The sequence below is a fragment of the Paenibacillus rigui genome, from assembly GCF_002234615.1.
In the GTDB taxonomy this organism is placed as follows: domain Bacteria; phylum Bacillota; class Bacilli; order Paenibacillales; family NBRC-103111; genus Paenibacillus_S; species Paenibacillus_S rigui.
Genome location: NZ_NMQW01000017.1, coordinates 203,840 through 220,196 on the forward strand (window position 1 = coordinate 203,840; position 16,357 = coordinate 220,196).

A 16,357-nucleotide genomic window follows, 5' to 3' on the forward strand; every position below is an offset into this window, starting at 1 on the left:
GAATTGTACTAACCTACCTCACATATCTTCTCTCAGAAGCTTCAATAGGATAATCGTTTGCACTCATATCGCGGCGGCGCATCAGCCCCTCCTCGTCGAACTCCCAATGCTCATTACCATGGGTACGCATCCATTGACCGGTCGCCGCGTCTCTCCACTCGTATTCGAAACGGACCGAGATCCGGTTGTCGGTGTAGCACCACAGCTCCTTCATCAGCTTGTAGTCCAGCTCCTTCTCCCATTTACGGGTTAAAAACTGCTGGATCGCTTCGCGTCCCTGGAAAAACTCTGCCCGGTTACGCCACTCCGAATCGATAGAGTAGGCTTGAGACACCCGAATAGGATCGCATGAATTCCATGCGTCTTCCGCCGCTTGCACCTTGGCTCTGGCACTTTCCAATGTAAATGGGGGTTTAATAATCGTTTGCATTCCCGCTCACTCCTTAGATAAATAAATAGTCAACAAGTCTTGTGCCGTCTCACGGGCGCGAAGCGCAGCCGCAGGCTCTCCTTGAACCATCGCTGTCACAATCGCCCCCTCCACCAGCAAAAAAAGCGCATTCGTCAACGATTCCGTACGGTTTTCTTCCTTGACACCCGCTTCCCGGACCAAGGTACGAATAAATTGCAGCAGCTTCACTTTATGCTTCTGCGAAGCCAAATGAAACGGATGCGATACCGATGAAAACTCCGCAGCCGCATGAATAAACGCGCAGCCATAAAAGTCCGGCTTACGGAACCATTCCTCCAAAGCATCGAACAAGGCAAGCAGCGAAGCGCCTGACGACTTACCCAGCTCCCGGACCCTGGCTTCGAAGTTTTCCAGCCATAACTCATCTCTGCGTGCAAGATACGCGGAAACCAGGTCATCCTTGGATGGAAAATGATTGTACAGTGTCATTTTGGCAACCCCGGATTCGGCCACGATCTGGTCAACGCCTGTTGCCTGTATCCCCTGCTTATAAAACAGCTCGGAAGCGACAGACAATATGTGGTCTCTCTTTCCTTTTCTCATTGCACATCCTCCTTAAGCTAATTATACATACAGGTCTGTCTATTTTCAAGCTGAAATTAAATTTCGCCTATCCAAAGGCAGTCTGCTGACTTGGAAAATAAAATCGTAGACTGCCTCTTATATTGAGCAATTGCACAAGCTATTTTATAAAAAGCTTCAACATCTTAATATAAAATGGATTAACCATATAACCGTTCGGATTTACCGAATACCTTTTGCCCGTGTTCAGTCGATCGATTGTTTCCATTTCTTTTTCGGTTAATTCAAAATCGAATATTTCACTATTTTCTTTTATTCTTTGGGGATTTGAGGATTTTGGGATCACTATAATCCCCCGTTGCAGATGCCAACGCAAGATGACTTGAGCAGCTGACTTTTCATGATGAAGGGCGATTTCGGTCAACTCCGGACGTCCCAGCAGCGCTTTATTCCCTTGCCCCAACGGCCCCCATGCCTCATGTAAAATCTGATGCCGAGCAAGATAATCGTGCAATTCGTTTTGCGGAAATTCCGGATGAGTCTCGATTTGATTAACCATCGGCGGAATCTTGGAATGCTTCATTACATTTTCAAGGTGCTGAATCTCGAAATTCGCAACGCCTATTACCTTTATTTTCCCTTCCGAATATAACTCTTCCAAGGCCCTCCATGCTTCCAGATAACGAGGGCCGGCAAAATGTATCAGATACATATCAAGGTACGTTACATTTAGTTTTTTACAGGTTTGTTCAAAGGCTCTTTTTGTCGCTTCATAGCCGAGGTCAGTGGTCCATACTTTTGAGGTAATAAAGAATTGTTCTCGAGGATTCCCGCTTTTTTGAAGCTCTCGTCCTAATGCTTCTTCATTTCCGTATATTTTAGCCGTATCAAAATGACGATAACCGACTCGAATAGCCTCGCGAATCGCCCTTTCAAATTCTTCTCCTTTTTTTATTTTATACACGCCAAAGCCCAATTGGGGAATTTTGACGCCATTCACCGCTTCGATTACTTTGTTCATTTGCGTTCCCTCCCTTGTTTCAATAAAAAAATAATCCCAATTGGGTTATTCGCATTGTGAAAGAAGCATCTCGATCTGATCAACGAGATTTTTCAGCGACTTGAGCTTGCTTTTGGCGTCTAGATGATAATAGTTCATAGTCCCTTCTTTACGAAGGCTTATAATTTGCGCTTCTTTCAATATTTTCAAATGATGGGATACCGCTGGACGGGAAAGATGGGTTTTTTCCTTAATCTCACCCACTCGCATTCCCGGATCTTGTTGTCCTTGAATCAAGGCCATGAGTATGGCTTGCCTGGTCTCATCTCCGATAGCGGTTAATACCTTCTGATTTTTTTTAAATTCAGCTGCAAGATTCGCCGTGACCTCATGTTTCACAGCATTCCCCCCTGATTCGACGATTCAATCGTTTAATTTTTTGGACGAATAAAGGATACCATGCTCCTTTCTTTTGTTCCACATTGGGAAAGAAAATCGAGACCCTGATTTTTCCTTCATATCGTCTGGAATTATGAAAATGAGGCTCGTTCCCGACGATATATTTTTCTGTAAATCGAACAACTTTCTATTCGCATTTTCAGGATAAATATGATTTTCTTGAATATTGGAAAACGGAGAAGTTTATAATTTTCGTAAATGATAGACTACAGGAGGACGCAAGCTTCAATGAGGATAATTTGCGAATCTTTATTCAAACCATCTTCTTACATGAGGTGAATAAGCAAGGCTATTCGCATGATAAAGTGCTCCTTTTCATGACAAGGAACCCGGTAAAGTTACGCCTTAACAATGAAACCAATCTGACAAGCTATTTAAGAGGCTACATTTAAACAGGGTGAATGGCTTAAAGCCAGCCTCTCTGGCTGGCTTTTTGAAGTTCCCGTGATTGCGGGAGCAACCCTATTACTTATGAGCAGGATAACTATCGTTCTCCATTACTGAATACGATTCCACTCTGCGTCCAACAAATCCAATTGAATCGCAGCGGCTGCTGTTGCCCCACTCGATGCGGCCGATATTAACTGAAAAGGAGCTCCAGATGCATCACCTGCCGAGTACACGCCCGAAACATTCGTCCTCCCCATTGTATCAGTATCAATTTCCATAACGGGCCCGTTGCCTGACAACACACACCCCAGTTTTTCTGAAACATCTGTACTTTGAATCAAAGTTGGGAGAAAGAAAATCCCCTCACATTTCACAGGCGGATTGGAACGGAAGGTAATATGATTCACATATCCTTTTAGCGATTCAATCCGTTTGATTTCATCTTCGATAACTACGATCCCATGGAGCTGTATTTCCGAGTGTTGGTCGGGAGACAAGAATGGTGAACCCTGGGTGAGTAGGGTCAAATGTTTGGTCCATCCTGATATCATCTTCACGAAATGCAAACTCAAATCATTCGGGGCAATTACACTAATCTGCTTGTCACGCAATTCCCATCCATCACAAAAGGGGCAGACAAAGGCACTGGTTCCATACACTTCGGAAAGCCCATCAATATCAGGCAATACATCTTTCATCCCCGTAGCAAATAAGATCTTCCGGCTACGGACTACAACTTCAGAGCTCTCCAAGTGGAGATGAAAATCTCCGTCACGTCCGGTCGCTGATTTTACAATATCGGACTGAAATGTGACCGAAGGGTATTTTAATATTTGCTCCTTAGCAATTCTTCGAAATTCAGCAGGAGCAATCCCATCCCTTGTTAGAAAACCATGAGACTCTCGAGTCACTCGGTTTCGTGGCAATTCTTCATCAATCACCAGTACGCTTCTACGTGAACGCCCCAATACCAAAGCAGCATTGAGTCCTGCAGGGCCGCCACCAACAATTACGACATCATACGTTTCATTCGCATGTTTCTGCATGTTCAGAAACCTCCCTCTTTCAAAATTACAACCTTAATAGACTTTTAATATCTATCAGCCATTACTTATTTTACATTATTGGCAATCCAGGATTGGATGGATTCGCCCTCAGGCTTCCAGCCAAGCAAGTTACGAGCATGTACGGCGCGAACCCGGCAGTTTGTCGCAAGTGTATATTGAGCAAGAAGACCAAGTTCTGCGACGGCTTCTTCCAAGGACCAACTGACCGTTTTTCCTTCGTATCCAAGGGTTTCGCTCACATACCGGGCCAAATCTTTGAACGACTCCTCCCCGTTCTCCGCAAAAAAGTAAGACGCGGACGGTGTTTTCTCCAACGCAAGCAGGTACAGCTGGGCCAAATCTTGAATGTGTACATTGGACCAGCGGTTACGCCCTCTACCGATATAGGCACCTGCACCCATTTCTTTCGATTTTTTTACAATTAGCGGCAATTGAATACTCTCTCTTGGAAGCCCCAGTGAAGTTCCATAAACCATGGACGGTACGATCACAATGCCTCGTACTCCCTGTTCCACACCTACTTTACGTACCAACTCATTGATGCGAATCAGCTCTAGGTCCCTAACCACTAGTGTTTCTTCATTAAAGGTCTGCTCACTTTCATATTCCCCCTTGGCATCATCCCCAACGATGCCTGAACCGGAGGTATGAATCAATGGCTTTCCTGTCCCGCGCAAAGCGCTGATAAACGTCTCGACTGCCGCGCGATGTCCGACATCAGCCGTATGAATCACGCCGTCACTCCGCTGCGCATATTCAGTCAGAAGCTGTGCATCTTCCAGGGACCCAATAACAGGTTCCACGCCCATTTCTTTGAGCTCGTTTATTTGGTCAGCATTGCGTGTCAATCCATAAACCGAGTGCCCTGCATCCAACAACGCCTTAGCTACGGAACCTCCAATATATCCGGTAACACCTGTAATCAAAATTTTCATGCTCTCTTAATCTCCTTTTTCTTTAATCGCTTTAACTCCTAAATTTCTTAACAGGGACGACAATTATCATATCCATCGTACTCTCACTATGATCCGTCTGGGTTATCCTTCTTTTAGTGTTTATATTATCGATATAATCAACTAATTATATCTACAATTACACGGCATAAAGCTGCATTCATACAAAGAAGCGGTACCTTCGATCGCTTAGATGACATCAAGATCAAGAAAGGAAACAGCCTCCCCCTGCTGTCTGAGACGATACCCGCCGTTTGCACCAGAAACAGACTGAATGAATCCTGCTTTAACGAGTTGTGCCATCATCTTAGACAGCAAGTTCGCGACACACTTAGCTTCTCAGCAAGCATTTGAACTCCTACAGGCTTATCGGAATCTGACATGATGAGATATAGCATCGCATGAAGGGCATAGTCGGTTGCTTGAGAATAATTCCTTCGCCGCCTCAATAACAGACTTTATATATCTAGAATAACTATGTTTAATAAATAAGTCAAGTGCTCCTATTGAGCAGTTCTTAAGATGCTCGGCAATAGGAATGCTGCCCGTTGGCTTATTATGACAACAGCCGCTCGGTGAGACTGCCAGCTAATTTGCTGCAGGCCCAGATGGATTATTTTGAGGCGCATACGTTCGAACGGCTTGATCCAAAGGGAAGCTTTCACTTTCAATGGCTGGAAAAATTCTGATCGAGGCTAAGCGAATTAAATGTATTCACACCTGCTGTTGTGGCCTCAGCAAGCACAGACATACGAACGTGGCAACGGAGAGTCCTCCAGTTGCGATCAAGGTACTGGAGAAGGCTCGCGTATAGTCTGACAAAGCCGCTTCTGCCAACGGATGACGCAGCGAGGCGGAGAACAACAAGCCGATCAAGGCGACCCCGAGCGAATTGCCTAGGTTGGCCACTGTGTTGTACAATCCCGAAGCGGTGCCGGCATCTTGAGGGCGAACCACACTAAGGACGGCGTTGACCAACGGCCCAGTCACCAATCCGAGTCCCAATCCATAACCGAGTAGAAGCAGGATGTTACGGATATGGAAAAACTGCGTGGCATCCAGATGCAGCGAGCCGATCAGAAGAAAGCTGCAGACGGCCATGACGAGCGCTCCCGTCCTCAACACGGCGGAGCCCCATCGCCGAACGACTCTCCCCGATAACAAAGAGGTCAGAAAATAACCTCCGCCCACCGGCAAAAAGGCAAGGCCCGTTGTTCGCACATCTTCATGCAAACCATACTGAAGGTAGTAGCTTAAGACGACAAAAAACGAAATCATCCCGAGAAATAGCACCAGCACATTCAGCAGCCCGAGAGGGAACAGCTTTTTTTGGAAAATAGATAAATCGACCAGGGGTAGGCCACCCTTTTTCTTTTTCCGGTTCTGCACCGCGGCAAAGGCTAACAGAACCGGCACCGCCAGAATAAGAGCCGTCCACGTCCAGAGCGGCCATCCCCGCTTCGCCCCTTCCGATACCGGATAAACGAGTAGAAACAGGCCTATCGTCAGCAGCACCACGCCGGGCCAATCGATCTTGCGGGACTCGGCCCCGCGCGATTCGGGTACAAGTGGCATGCACATCAGGACAAGCAAACCGAACGGCACGTTGAATAGAAATACGGTGCGCCAGCCGAGATGAAACCAGTTCCAGTCGATCAGAAATCCTCCCATGATGAGGCCGAACGTGAACCCGACGCCGATCGTCGCGCCGTATATGCCAAATGCGAGCCCTTTTTCCTTCGGAAGCAGGGTGGTGTGAATGATGGACAAAATTTGGGGCAATGTAACAGCCGCGGTTAGTCCTTGAATGATGCGGACGGCAATCAGCAGCCCAGGATCCGATACCGCACCTCCCAAGGCAGACATAAGCGTAAACCCGCCGACTCCGGTCAGCAGCATCCGTTTGCGGCCGTACAGATCCCCGAGCCTGCCGCCGATGATCATCGCCACAGCCTGACCGAGCGAGTAGCCCGATACGATGAGCTGCGCTTCAAAGAAGCTCGCCTGCAGGCTGTTCTGGATGGAGGGAAGCGCGACCTGAATCATAAACGTGTTCAACTGGATGACCAGAACCGGCAGCAAAATGACCGCAAAGGCGTACCAGCGCCGGGGATCAACTTGCGGTCCAGTGTTCTCGAGCGTTAAAGATTTCTCCTGAAGAGGTGTAGACATCGTGAATTCTCCTTTCCCTGACTGATCAATGAATGACCACGAGCGGCACGAAAGAAAAAACGCGCTTAGGCGCGTTTTTTTATCTGCAAATTTAAACAGTCTCCCCGACTGTTTAAACTGATTTTTTATATACATCTGCAAAAACTTTCGCGAAATCTCTGAGCTTGACCTTGCCGAAGTGGAAGTCGGTCGCACGGAGACTAGTGTAGAATTCGTCGGCGTTTTCGCAGGCGCGGTTCATTTGGGCGAAGCGGTCGGCGGTGTCTTCGTGGAAACCGATTTTTTTCATAACATCTGCGAGAGCTTCGACGGGGATTTGTTGGTATTTGGCTTCGATACCATTTTCAGCTAGAGCCTTGAGCCAGTCGTTGCCTGTAGCCCAGTCGCTCACGACGAATTTCGCGCTTTTCCCCGCTGGGGTGTGGGAAATCAGAGCGTAAGCAACGTCCGCGATATCAACGGGGCTGACCCAGCCTTGCGTAGTGTCGGCTGAGATTGCACTGAAGAGGGTTTGCTGGGTTTTAAGACTTTGCATGTCGGCAAAAAGATTGCTGTAAAAGCCGACAGGACGGATGTGAGCAACGTTCACGCCTTCAAGCGAGTTGAGCGCGTCTTCTGCAAAATGATAGAAGTAAAGGATGCCGGCGTTCGGGTTGTCGGAACCGACTGAGCTGAGGTTGACGATGTTTTTCACGCCTGAGTTTTGCACGGCGGTCTTGTAAATTTCAGAAAGCTCGATGGCGGTCTGCCACATGTCGATGCCGGAGACCGGATTGATTCCTGAAATCATGAGATAGACGACGTCGCTGCCTGCGAAAGCCTGGGTGAGGAAGTTGATGTCGCGGTTTGAGCCGACCGCTGGTTTGGCACCGAGCGCCTCGATGTCGGCGATACGATCTTTGGAGCTTGTGATGACGGTGACATCGTGGCCGTCTGCGATGAGGCGTGGAAGGTAGCTGCTGTTGATATTGCCGAGTGAGCCTAGAACTGTGATTTTCATTGTGTTTTCTCCTTTTTTGATATGATTTTGAGAAATGGAAGCCGCTCCACTCCAAGTTCCTCTTCGATTTCGTTTTGTCTCTTGACGATGGTTGAAGCGCCTGCGCCGGTCGTGCTAATTCTTGAGAACAAATTTCCCGATTTGAGCACGAATCGTGCCGAATTCTGCTTTCATCCGGTCGGCCAGCGCATTGATATCCTTCAGTGACGCACGTCGCTAAGGACTGCGGCCGTGATGTGGCCATGTTTGTTCACGATCCGAGTCGAGAGTAGCTTAGTTACGCTCGGTGACTAGACTGCGTGTTTGAATCTTCCTCCTTTCGTAATTGGATATTTGTTACAGGGTCGATTATACAACGAGGAATTAATAAAGTAAACTAATTTAATATATTTTGTTAATTTAATTATATTTATAAATGTCGTTTGTAATGACCACGATTTTGATATAATATTATGGATAAGTATCAAAGGAGGCATACATTCGTGAGAAAAGCCGTAGGCGTCGATAAATATATTGAAAAAATAAAGCCTGTTGTAAGAAGAATCAAATTCAGCCAACTGAAAATGGACGATATCTCTAAATATATGGATATCAGCAAAGTGACACTCTATAAGCATTTTTCATCCAAAGATGAAATCATCCAACAGGTTGTTGAATATTACATTAATTACTTGCGAGGATCCGATACCGATGTCAAAGATGATAACATCTCTTTTGCCGAGCGTTTTCAATTAACGTTTCTACAATCTTTGATCTGTGTCACATATATATCTGATCTGTTCTTAGAGGATCTCAAAGAATTTTACCCTCACCATTTTGAGAATCTTGCAGCAGCCCAACAACATCGAAATAAAAATTTACAAAACTTTTTTGAATCCGGGATGAATCAGAACATTTTCAACAGATTGAATGCTGTGCTATTTATGGTTCAAGATGACGCTGTGTTGCGGCGCTTCATGGATCCATCATTTTCTATTCAGTACGATATCACCTTGAAACAAGCGATTATTGATTTTTATAATATGAAACAGTATCAATTGCTTAAATCTGAATATCTAGATACGGTAGACAATTCTAATTTCGAAGAACAAATAGTTAGAATTTTACAGACGATTTCGTAATCATGTTCGCTATCCTGAGCTGCTCTTATTGATGCTGTAACCAAAGCCTACCCTGGCGGCTGTGCACTTATGTCAATAAAGATGGGTACGGATTGGACCATTATTAAAAAGTATCAAACGTCCATGCCGTTTTAGCTGCAGCTTTGAGGCCTGTACGGCCGCTCTCAATCTACTGGATAATAGCTAACGTCTCTGGACTTTATACTTCTTTATATGAACAAAAATGCTCCCCTACAGTATCAGGTTTTTATTATTTCACCTGTCTACCGTATGGGGAGCATATCCATTAGCTGCATATTGCTCAAAAGTGGTAAAAGCCAATTTTTTGAACTAAAGTTCTTCGTTAGCTTAGAAGTGGATTACTCAACTGTGCTTCTCAATCAATGAGATTTTCCTTCCTTAATTTCGAAAAGTCCGTCGCATAATACGCCATGGCGATGGCCGGTAAGGTGATTCCGATCAGCAGTGCCGCCTCCCAGCCCCCCGTTGCGTAAGCCCATCCCCCTGTCGCTGAGCCGATAGCGCCCCCTAAAAAGAATATGGCCATATACAAACCGTTAAGCCTACTGCGAAATTCCGCTCCTAAAGAGAATATCACCCGCTGCCCGAGAACCATGTTGGCGGAAACCCCCATGTCAAGTAAAATCGCCGCAACTACGAGGATGGGGACTGCGAGTGCAGAACTTGATGGAACCAGCAAGGGAAGCAGCATGGAAAAGATGACGATGGCCAAAGCCCATCCCGTAGCCGGGCGAACCCATCCACGGTCTGCCATACGGCCCGCCGCTGGCGCCACAATTGCCCCCATTACCCCGACTAATGCGAACAGAGCGACCTCCTTCTGAGTGAAATGGAACGGCGGACTTGTCAATACCAACGGAACTGTAGTCCAAAACAAACTGAACGTTCCGAATACACAGGCATGATAAATTGCCCTTCGGCGCAATGCCGGTGTCGCCTTAAGTAGATGCAGCATGGAGTGCAGCAGCGCCGGGTAAGCTGTAGCGGTCGAAGGCTTCCTTGAGGGTAGTGCCTTTGCCAATACAAAAGCCAGCGCGAAAATCAATGCTGCGGAGATGAAATATATGGCGCGCCAGCCCATATACTCCGCCACTAAGCTTGAAATGGGACGTGCGAGCATAATCCCCAGAAGCAGCCCGCTCATGACGTTGCCCACATTGCGACCGCGCACGGCTTCAGGCGAAAGATGAGCCGCATACGGCACAAGGATTTGTGCTGCTACGGAACCTACTCCGATCACGAGTGAAGCGGTGAGGAACAGGATGGCGCTTTTGATTACAGCTGCAATTGTTAACACGGCGGCTGTAAGGAGCAATGATGAAAGGATCAACTTACGATTTTCCAGGATGTCTCCCAACGGTACGATAAATAACAAGCCGATCCCGTAGCCGACTTGAGTCAACGTAACAATGAGTGCGGCAGCCCCGGAGGAGAGCCCGATGGTCGAACCGATGGAACCTATCAATGGTTGAGCATAATAAAGATTTGCCGCTATGATACCGCAAGCGGCTGCCAGGATAAAAATCAGCGATGGCGAAACCGATTTTTCCGTTGGAATGGAAGCTGAATGCATAGAAAGTCCCCTTTACTCACCAGAAATTTTTCGGAACAGTCGTTCCGGAATGTACAAAAAAAATTTTTATAGCATTTCCATCACCATTTCTACCATCTGCTGCATCTTGCTGCGGTCACCCTGTACCTTCGTAACGATATTTATACTATGATTCAGGTTGGAGAGCAGATATGATAAAGTCTTGATATCTTTCTCAGGCATGATTTCTCCGGTCTCCTGACCTTTGCGCAGAAGCTCGTAGAAGGATTTCTCCAACTCGTCAAACCGCTCCCTGATCAACGCATTCAGTTGCTCATCTGGCGAATCCATGCCGACGGCTGCATTAGTAATGAGACAGCCCTTCGGTGACTCGCCGTCCAAGGCGGAATCGATGTGGTTCTCGAAGTACTGCCGAATTCCCGTTTTTGCGGATGTCGAATTGACGAGGATGTCCCGTTTGGCTTGCTTCCACTTCTTGTACCAGTGGATCGCCTCGATATAAAGCGTTTGTTTGTCCCCGAACGTTTCGTACAGACTTGATCTGCTAAGATCCATAGCTTCCAGCAAATCGGGAATGCTTGCCGCTTCGTAGCCCTTCTTCCAAAAAACGAGCATCGCTTTATGAAGCACCGCTTCTTTATCAAACTCTTTGTAGCGTCCCATGGTTCCCCCTCCATTTCCGTAGGTACAGTATATACTTTTCAGGAACGATAAGTCCAGTATTTTCTGCAGATATGAAAGTGCTCATTGAAGCATTAAAACGTAAAATAAAGAAACTGGAAAAAGAAAACAAAGAATTACGAGAGCAAATGAAAAAGGCTTATGCTCAAGTACACACGAAATGTTAGAGCATTTTATTGGGAGCTCGCCAGAGACTGAGCTTTTCCTGTCAATGACCGACTTCCAATGATCACTTTCGTGACCTTGGGACAGCCCCTTCTAATTTTGCGAATCGGCTCATTCTAATGTCTGCTCCGGTCTCCGCCCTCAAGCATATCGAGCAGCAGACCCGCGAGCGGAGCGGGGAATTGCGCGTTTTGCGCCGCCGCCAGGAAGAGGCTGACATCCTTCTGCGGAATTTTGCTTTGGGAGATGGTTGTTGACTTCTCGGCGATCATTTTGCCATAGCTTTGATAGATTGGGGCAGCGAACAGAGTGCTCGTAAGCATGTTAACCGCCGCTTTGGGATCGACCCCGCCACGCTCGGCCATTCCTAGTGCTTCCTCCAGCGAGCGTGCGGCGGAGACGATGAGGAAGTTACCGATCAACTTGACGAGCACGGCCGTACCGGCTTCTTCGCCGAAGTCAAAGATCCCTTTGGCTCCCATCGCCTCCAGCACCGGCCGTACTCGCTCCTTCGCTTCCTGCGGGCCCGCTACGGGAATCCACAACTGCCTGGCAATAGCCGCCTCAGGCCGCCCAAAGATGGGCGCCTCTACATAGACTGAGCCGTGCCGTGCGTGCAAATCCGCCAGCTTCCTGCCCATATCCGGCGACACCGTGCTCATCGACACGTGTATGCCGCCCGGCCCCAGTCGCTCCAGGAAATCCTCGCTCCTGACGACGCTTTCCAATGCTTCATCGTCCCACACCAAGGTGACGACGATACCCCCGGCCGTCACGCAGTCGGCGGGATGGGCCGCCTGCAGCGCGCCCTGGGCAACGAGCGGCACCGCTTTGTCCGCGGTGCGGTTGTATACGGTCAGCGTATACCCTGCTTGGAGCAGATTGGCAGCGATGGGCAGCCCGAGCAGCCCGAGTCCGATAAACCCAATGTTTTCTCTCATGAATATAACCTCCTCCGAAGTTCCCAAAACATGACGTTTACGTCATGTTTTTTGCAAAAAAAATTACTCTCGATCTTTGACTTCGAGCCACCTCTCGAAACGTTCGATATGGGACTGCAGTTCGGCGTGGAACTGCCGCAGCGCTTCGAGCTTCTCGTCCGTATCCGCCAGATGCCGGCGCAGCAGGCCGAGAACCTTTCGCTTCGGCTGCACTCCGCTAGGGTCCGTGAAGTAGAGCTCGATTACGTCCCGAATCTCCTCGAGGCTTAAGCCAAGCTTTTTCAACTGATCAATTTTCCGCAGACGGGTGACCGTTTCTTCCGTGTAGTAGTGATGACCGTTGCCTTCGCGCTCGCCTGAAGGAAGCAGTCCGATGCTCTCGTAGTAACGGACCGTGCGCTGGGTAACCCCGGCTCGTTCTGTCAACTCTCCGATGCGCATGCGCTCCATGATCGATCACTCCTTTTACGATAAAATATAACGTTAACGTCATGTTTACATCGTAGCACTTTGATTGGGCGATGTAAAGGCACCTGAATTTCGCCTTAATTATGATACGGTTCACCGCGAATGATCCTGAACTATCCTGCTCGTTCGTAACGATCGATCCTCGATTAATGCATTTTTTTCTCAGTCCGGAAAATATAAGGATCTACATATTAGTTATGCATAATATGTAGATCCTTTTGTTTTAATAAGTTTTTTTCAACCAAGATCTTAATAATTTTCAATCTAATAGGTTATTTTCCTTTAACAATAGTTATTTTCAACCATTTTGGTGGTAAATTATGGACAAATTAGAAAACTACATTTATATTAATACTTGCTGTCCCCCACACGCTCCATGCAGCGGAGGCTTGATTATAACGAAAGGATGATGAACCGAACATGAATCCAAGACTGATTCACAGCAACGAAAATACTTATTACACCATTTGCTTGATCTTCAGCATCGTGGTGTATGTGCTTCTCTGCATATCGCTTCTAGGTATATTTTATTTATTGATAGGCTTGGCAGTAACCTGCATCCTGCACGGCCTCATGCTGGGTCACATCAAAAACAACGGGATTAAGCTGACAGAGCGTCAGTTCCCCCACATCCACGCCAAAGTACTAGAGCTATGCCAGAAAATGGAGATTACACCTGTGCCTGATGTTTATGTTTTACAATCCGACGGCATGTTAAACGCATTCGCTACCCGCTTTTTCGGCAGAAATTTCGTTGTGCTGTATTCCAATTTATTTGAATTATCGGATACGGAGCAGGATGAGCTGGCCTATGTCATTGCGCATGAGCTGGCCCATATCAAGAGAAAGCATATGACGAAGCAGCTGCTAATTCTGCCCGCTTTATGGATGCCCTTCCTTGGGAAGGCTTATTCCAGAGCATGCGAGTTCACATGCGATCGCATTGCGGCAGCTTACACGGGCAATGCACAAGCTGCTATTCATGGCCTCACCATTCTTGCCATCGGCAGAGCGTTATACAAGGAAGTCAACATTGCAGATTATATCTATGAAGCCAGCAAAGAAGCCGGAGGCTTTTTTACCACATTAAGTCGCCTGATCTCAACGCACCCGCCGCTGCCGCAGCGAATTTATCAGATTGAGCAAATGCAGTCCGAGCCGGAACGGTACGGCTATTACACGAGCCAATTTGAGCAGGATCTATCCGTGTAAGGCTGCAGCAGCTAAAAAAGAAAAGACAGTAATCCTGTCCCGCAAGGGGAGGTTACTGTCTTTCGTTTATTTAACCCGATTATCGGGAACGGAATTTCTGGGAATGCTCCTTTGCCTGTTCGACCGTCGTGATCCGGTTGCGGCTCCATTCAAGTAAAATCCGGTCAATATAACGAAAATGGACCTTCCCCGCAAATACCGCTTCCTTCAGTCCCGCCAAAATAAGCTCCTCCGGATAGCCGTCCTTATCGAGCCAGCCTGTAATGGATTCAAGCTCCATCGGGGTTAAAGGGCGAGCGAACTCCTTCTCGAAAATCGAAAAAATATCTTTGCGCACGGCTGGCTCCGCCTTGGCCTGCCGCTTCGCGGTTTCCTCCATCCAACAGCCTGCCAGCCGTTCCAGCAGCGGGTCGAAGTTGTACTTTTCATTCTGCATCCCGCTGACCGGATCCATACCTTCATCGATGGTCAGCAAGCCTTCCTTCAACAGCTTTTGCAAGGTGGCGATAACCTTATCCGGCGGAATGCTCATCCTTCCCTGCAGTTCCTCCAAGGTTGGGAAATCCTTGCGTTCCTTCTCCATAATCGCCATCACGTGAATCATCAGCATCACATCGACCTCAGACAGCTTCAGTTCGCGATAATAAGTCAGCAGGAGATAAGGGATCCCCACATTTCCATTTCGCCATCCCGCTACGAATGCTGCCTGCAGCTCGTTTCGTTCTTTATCGCTTCGTATCATAAGTTCCGTGTCTCCTCTTCATTGCCCAAAACCGGGTATACGGTGATCTTTGCCGTTATCCCATTGCCGTAGGAAATCCGTTGCGTGAATTCCCCGAACCCCTATGGATACAGACGGTACAGCAGTCTTGGAAAAGGTATCGTCTCCCGCACATGATCCAGCCCGCAGATCCAGGCAACCGTCCGCTCCAAGCCGAGTCCGAAGCCGGAATGCGGTACGGTGCCGTATTTGCGCAAATCCATATACCATTGGTACGCCTCTTTGGATAATTCATGCTGCTGAAACCGTTCTTCCATCAGCTCCGGATCATCGATCCGCTGGCTGCCGCCGATAATTTCACCATAGCCCTCAGGGGCGATCATATCCGCACACAGCACGACCTCGGGCCGGTTCGGATCCGGCTTCATATAGAAGGCTTTAATCTCCGTCGGATAATGCGTAATGAATACAGGCTTCTCATAGCTTGCCGCAATTGCTGTCTCATGAGGCGCCCCGAAGTCTTCTCCCCACTCGAACTCATGACCATTGGTTTTCAGGAACCGCACCGCCTCATCATACGTAATCCGTGGAAAAGGAGCTTGTATCCGTTCGAGCTTCGTCACATCCCGCTCCAGCACCTCCAGCTCTTTGCGGCAGTTATGCAGCACCGACTGAATGATATGGGAGACGAACTGCTCCTGCACCTCCAGATTTTCCTCGTGTGTGACGAAGGCCATCTCCGGCTCGATCATCCAAAATTCGATCAAGTGACGACGTGTCTTCGATTTCTCGGCCCGAAACGTCGGCCCGAAGGAATATACCCGTCCAAGTGCCATCGCGGCCGCTTCCATATAAAGCTGACCGCTTTGGGTCAAATAGGCATCCTCGTCAAAATATTTCGTATGAAACAAGTTCGTCGTTCCCTCGCAGGAAGAAGGCGTCAAAATCGGGGGATCGATCAGTTGAAAGCCCCGCTCGTCAAAAAACTGCTGAATCGCCCGAATAATTTGCGCACGGACAACCAGAATGGCCCGCTGCCGCGGCGTACGAATCCAGAGGTGGCGGTGATCCATCAAATAGTCCACCCCATGCTCCTTGGGCGTAATCGGATAATCCGCAGTAATCTGAATGATTTCAATCCCCGTAACCGTCAGCTCATACCCGCCCTTGCTGCGTGTATCCTCGCGAACCGTCCCCGTCACATACAACGAGCTCTCCTGCGTCAGCTGACTCGCCGCCTCCCAGACGGATTCAGGCACTTCACTCTTGACGACGACCGCCTGAATGAAGCCGGAGCCGTCCCGCAGCTGCAGAAACTGGATTTTGCCGCTGGACCTTTTGTTATGCAGCCAGCAGCCAATAGTTACAGAATCGTCTTTATGCTGATTCACATCACGAATCATGGATAAGTTACGGCTCATGGTTAGGGCTTCATCCTTC

The 16,357-nt window shown here is 48.0% G+C and carries 16 protein-coding genes and 2 pseudogenes; 3 read left to right on the top strand and 15 right to left on the bottom strand.

Annotated features, from left to right (window positions below; all coding sequences use genetic code 11):
* Positions 1-13: 13 nt before the first annotated feature.
* From CF651_RS12170 to CF651_RS12200, 7 genes and pseudogenes are all read right to left on the bottom strand, one after another.
* Positions 14-430 (bottom strand): nuclear transport factor 2 family protein, encoded by a 417-nt coding sequence (locus CF651_RS12170; protein WP_094015123.1) that lies wholly within the window; start codon positions 428-430, stop codon positions 14-16.
* Between the two features lie 6 nt (positions 431-436).
* Positions 437-1,015 carry a TetR/AcrR family transcriptional regulator gene (locus tag CF651_RS12175; protein ID WP_094015124.1) on the bottom strand — a complete coding sequence of 193 codons (579 nt, stop codon included), beginning with the start codon at positions 1,013-1,015 and terminating at the stop codon, positions 437-439.
* Between the two features lie 139 nt (positions 1,016-1,154).
* A complete protein-coding gene (locus CF651_RS12180) occupies positions 1,155-2,015 on the bottom strand; it encodes an aldo/keto reductase (protein ID WP_094015125.1) in 861 nt (286 codons plus the stop codon).
* A 45-nt stretch (positions 2,016-2,060) separates the two neighbouring features.
* Positions 2,061-2,393, bottom strand: coding sequence for an ArsR/SmtB family transcription factor (locus CF651_RS12185; RefSeq protein WP_144029048.1), 333 nt, complete (start codon positions 2,391-2,393; stop codon positions 2,061-2,063).
* A gap of 557 nt (positions 2,394-2,950) precedes the next feature.
* On the bottom strand, positions 2,951-3,889 hold the full coding sequence (locus CF651_RS12190; RefSeq protein ID WP_094015127.1) for an NAD(P)/FAD-dependent oxidoreductase: 939 nt from the start codon (positions 3,887-3,889) through the stop codon (positions 2,951-2,953).
* 65 nt (positions 3,890-3,954) lie between these two features.
* Entirely contained in the window at positions 3,955-4,845 is an 891-nt protein-coding gene (locus CF651_RS12195; RefSeq protein ID WP_094015128.1) for an NAD-dependent epimerase/dehydratase family protein, read from the bottom strand.
* A 210-nt stretch (positions 4,846-5,055) separates the two neighbouring features.
* A pseudogene (locus CF651_RS12200) lies at positions 5,056-5,261 on the bottom strand (RrF2 family transcriptional regulator); the annotation flags it as partial.
* Positions 5,262-5,411: 150 nt separating this feature from the next.
* Between CF651_RS12200 and CF651_RS12205 the strand changes: the two are divergent.
* A pseudogene (locus CF651_RS12205) lies at positions 5,412-5,552 on the top strand (6-phosphogluconate dehydrogenase); the annotation flags it as partial.
* A gap of 25 nt (positions 5,553-5,577) precedes the next feature.
* Here CF651_RS12205 and CF651_RS12210 read toward each other — a convergent pair.
* Together CF651_RS12210 and CF651_RS12215 are read right to left on the bottom strand one after the other, a co-directional pair.
* Positions 5,578-7,035, bottom strand: a complete 1,458-nt coding sequence (locus CF651_RS12210; protein WP_094015130.1) for an MFS transporter — start codon at positions 7,033-7,035, stop codon at positions 5,578-5,580.
* Positions 7,036-7,147: 112 nt separating this feature from the next.
* Positions 7,148-8,035 carry an NAD(P)H-binding protein gene (locus CF651_RS12215; protein WP_094015131.1) on the bottom strand — a complete coding sequence of 296 codons (888 nt, stop codon included), beginning with the start codon at positions 8,033-8,035 and terminating at the stop codon, positions 7,148-7,150.
* Positions 8,036-8,517: 482 nt separating this feature from the next.
* On the opposite strand from CF651_RS12215, the gene CF651_RS12220 reads away from it, so the two are divergent.
* Positions 8,518-9,156: a TetR/AcrR family transcriptional regulator gene (locus tag CF651_RS12220; protein ID WP_094015132.1), complete on the top strand. Its 639-nt coding sequence runs from the start codon at positions 8,518-8,520 to the stop codon at positions 9,154-9,156.
* Positions 9,157-9,532: 376 nt separating this feature from the next.
* Here CF651_RS12220 and CF651_RS12225 read toward each other — a convergent pair whose 3' ends face one another.
* The 4 genes from CF651_RS12225 to CF651_RS12245 form a co-directional block, all read right to left on the bottom strand.
* A complete protein-coding gene (locus CF651_RS12225; protein ID WP_094015133.1) occupies positions 9,533-10,750 on the bottom strand; it encodes an MFS transporter in 1,218 nt (405 codons plus the stop codon).
* Positions 10,751-10,816: 66 nt separating this feature from the next.
* On the bottom strand, positions 10,817-11,392 hold the full coding sequence (locus CF651_RS12230; protein WP_094015134.1) for a TetR/AcrR family transcriptional regulator: 576 nt from the start codon (positions 11,390-11,392) through the stop codon (positions 10,817-10,819).
* 299 nt (positions 11,393-11,691) lie between these two features.
* A complete protein-coding gene (locus tag CF651_RS12240; protein ID WP_245855844.1) occupies positions 11,692-12,543 on the bottom strand; it encodes an NAD(P)-dependent oxidoreductase in 852 nt (283 codons plus the stop codon).
* 36 nt (positions 12,544-12,579) lie between these two features.
* On the bottom strand, positions 12,580-12,966 hold the full coding sequence (locus tag CF651_RS12245; RefSeq protein WP_094015136.1) for a MerR family transcriptional regulator: 387 nt from the start codon (positions 12,964-12,966) through the stop codon (positions 12,580-12,582).
* A gap of 438 nt (positions 12,967-13,404) precedes the next feature.
* On the opposite strand from CF651_RS12245, the gene CF651_RS12250 reads away from it, so the two are divergent.
* A complete protein-coding gene (locus CF651_RS12250; RefSeq protein ID WP_245855848.1) occupies positions 13,405-14,196 on the top strand; it encodes a M48 family metallopeptidase in 792 nt (263 codons plus the stop codon).
* Positions 14,197-14,275: 79 nt separating this feature from the next.
* Here CF651_RS12250 and CF651_RS12255 read toward each other — a convergent pair whose 3' ends face one another.
* A complete protein-coding gene (locus CF651_RS12255) occupies positions 14,276-14,938 on the bottom strand; it encodes a DnaD domain-containing protein (RefSeq protein WP_179232784.1) in 663 nt (220 codons plus the stop codon).
* A 101-nt stretch (positions 14,939-15,039) separates the two neighbouring features.
* Positions 15,040-16,338, bottom strand: coding sequence for an asparagine--tRNA ligase (asnS, locus tag CF651_RS12260; protein WP_094015137.1), 1,299 nt, complete (start codon positions 16,336-16,338; stop codon positions 15,040-15,042).
* Between the last annotated feature and the right edge of the window lie 19 nt (positions 16,339-16,357).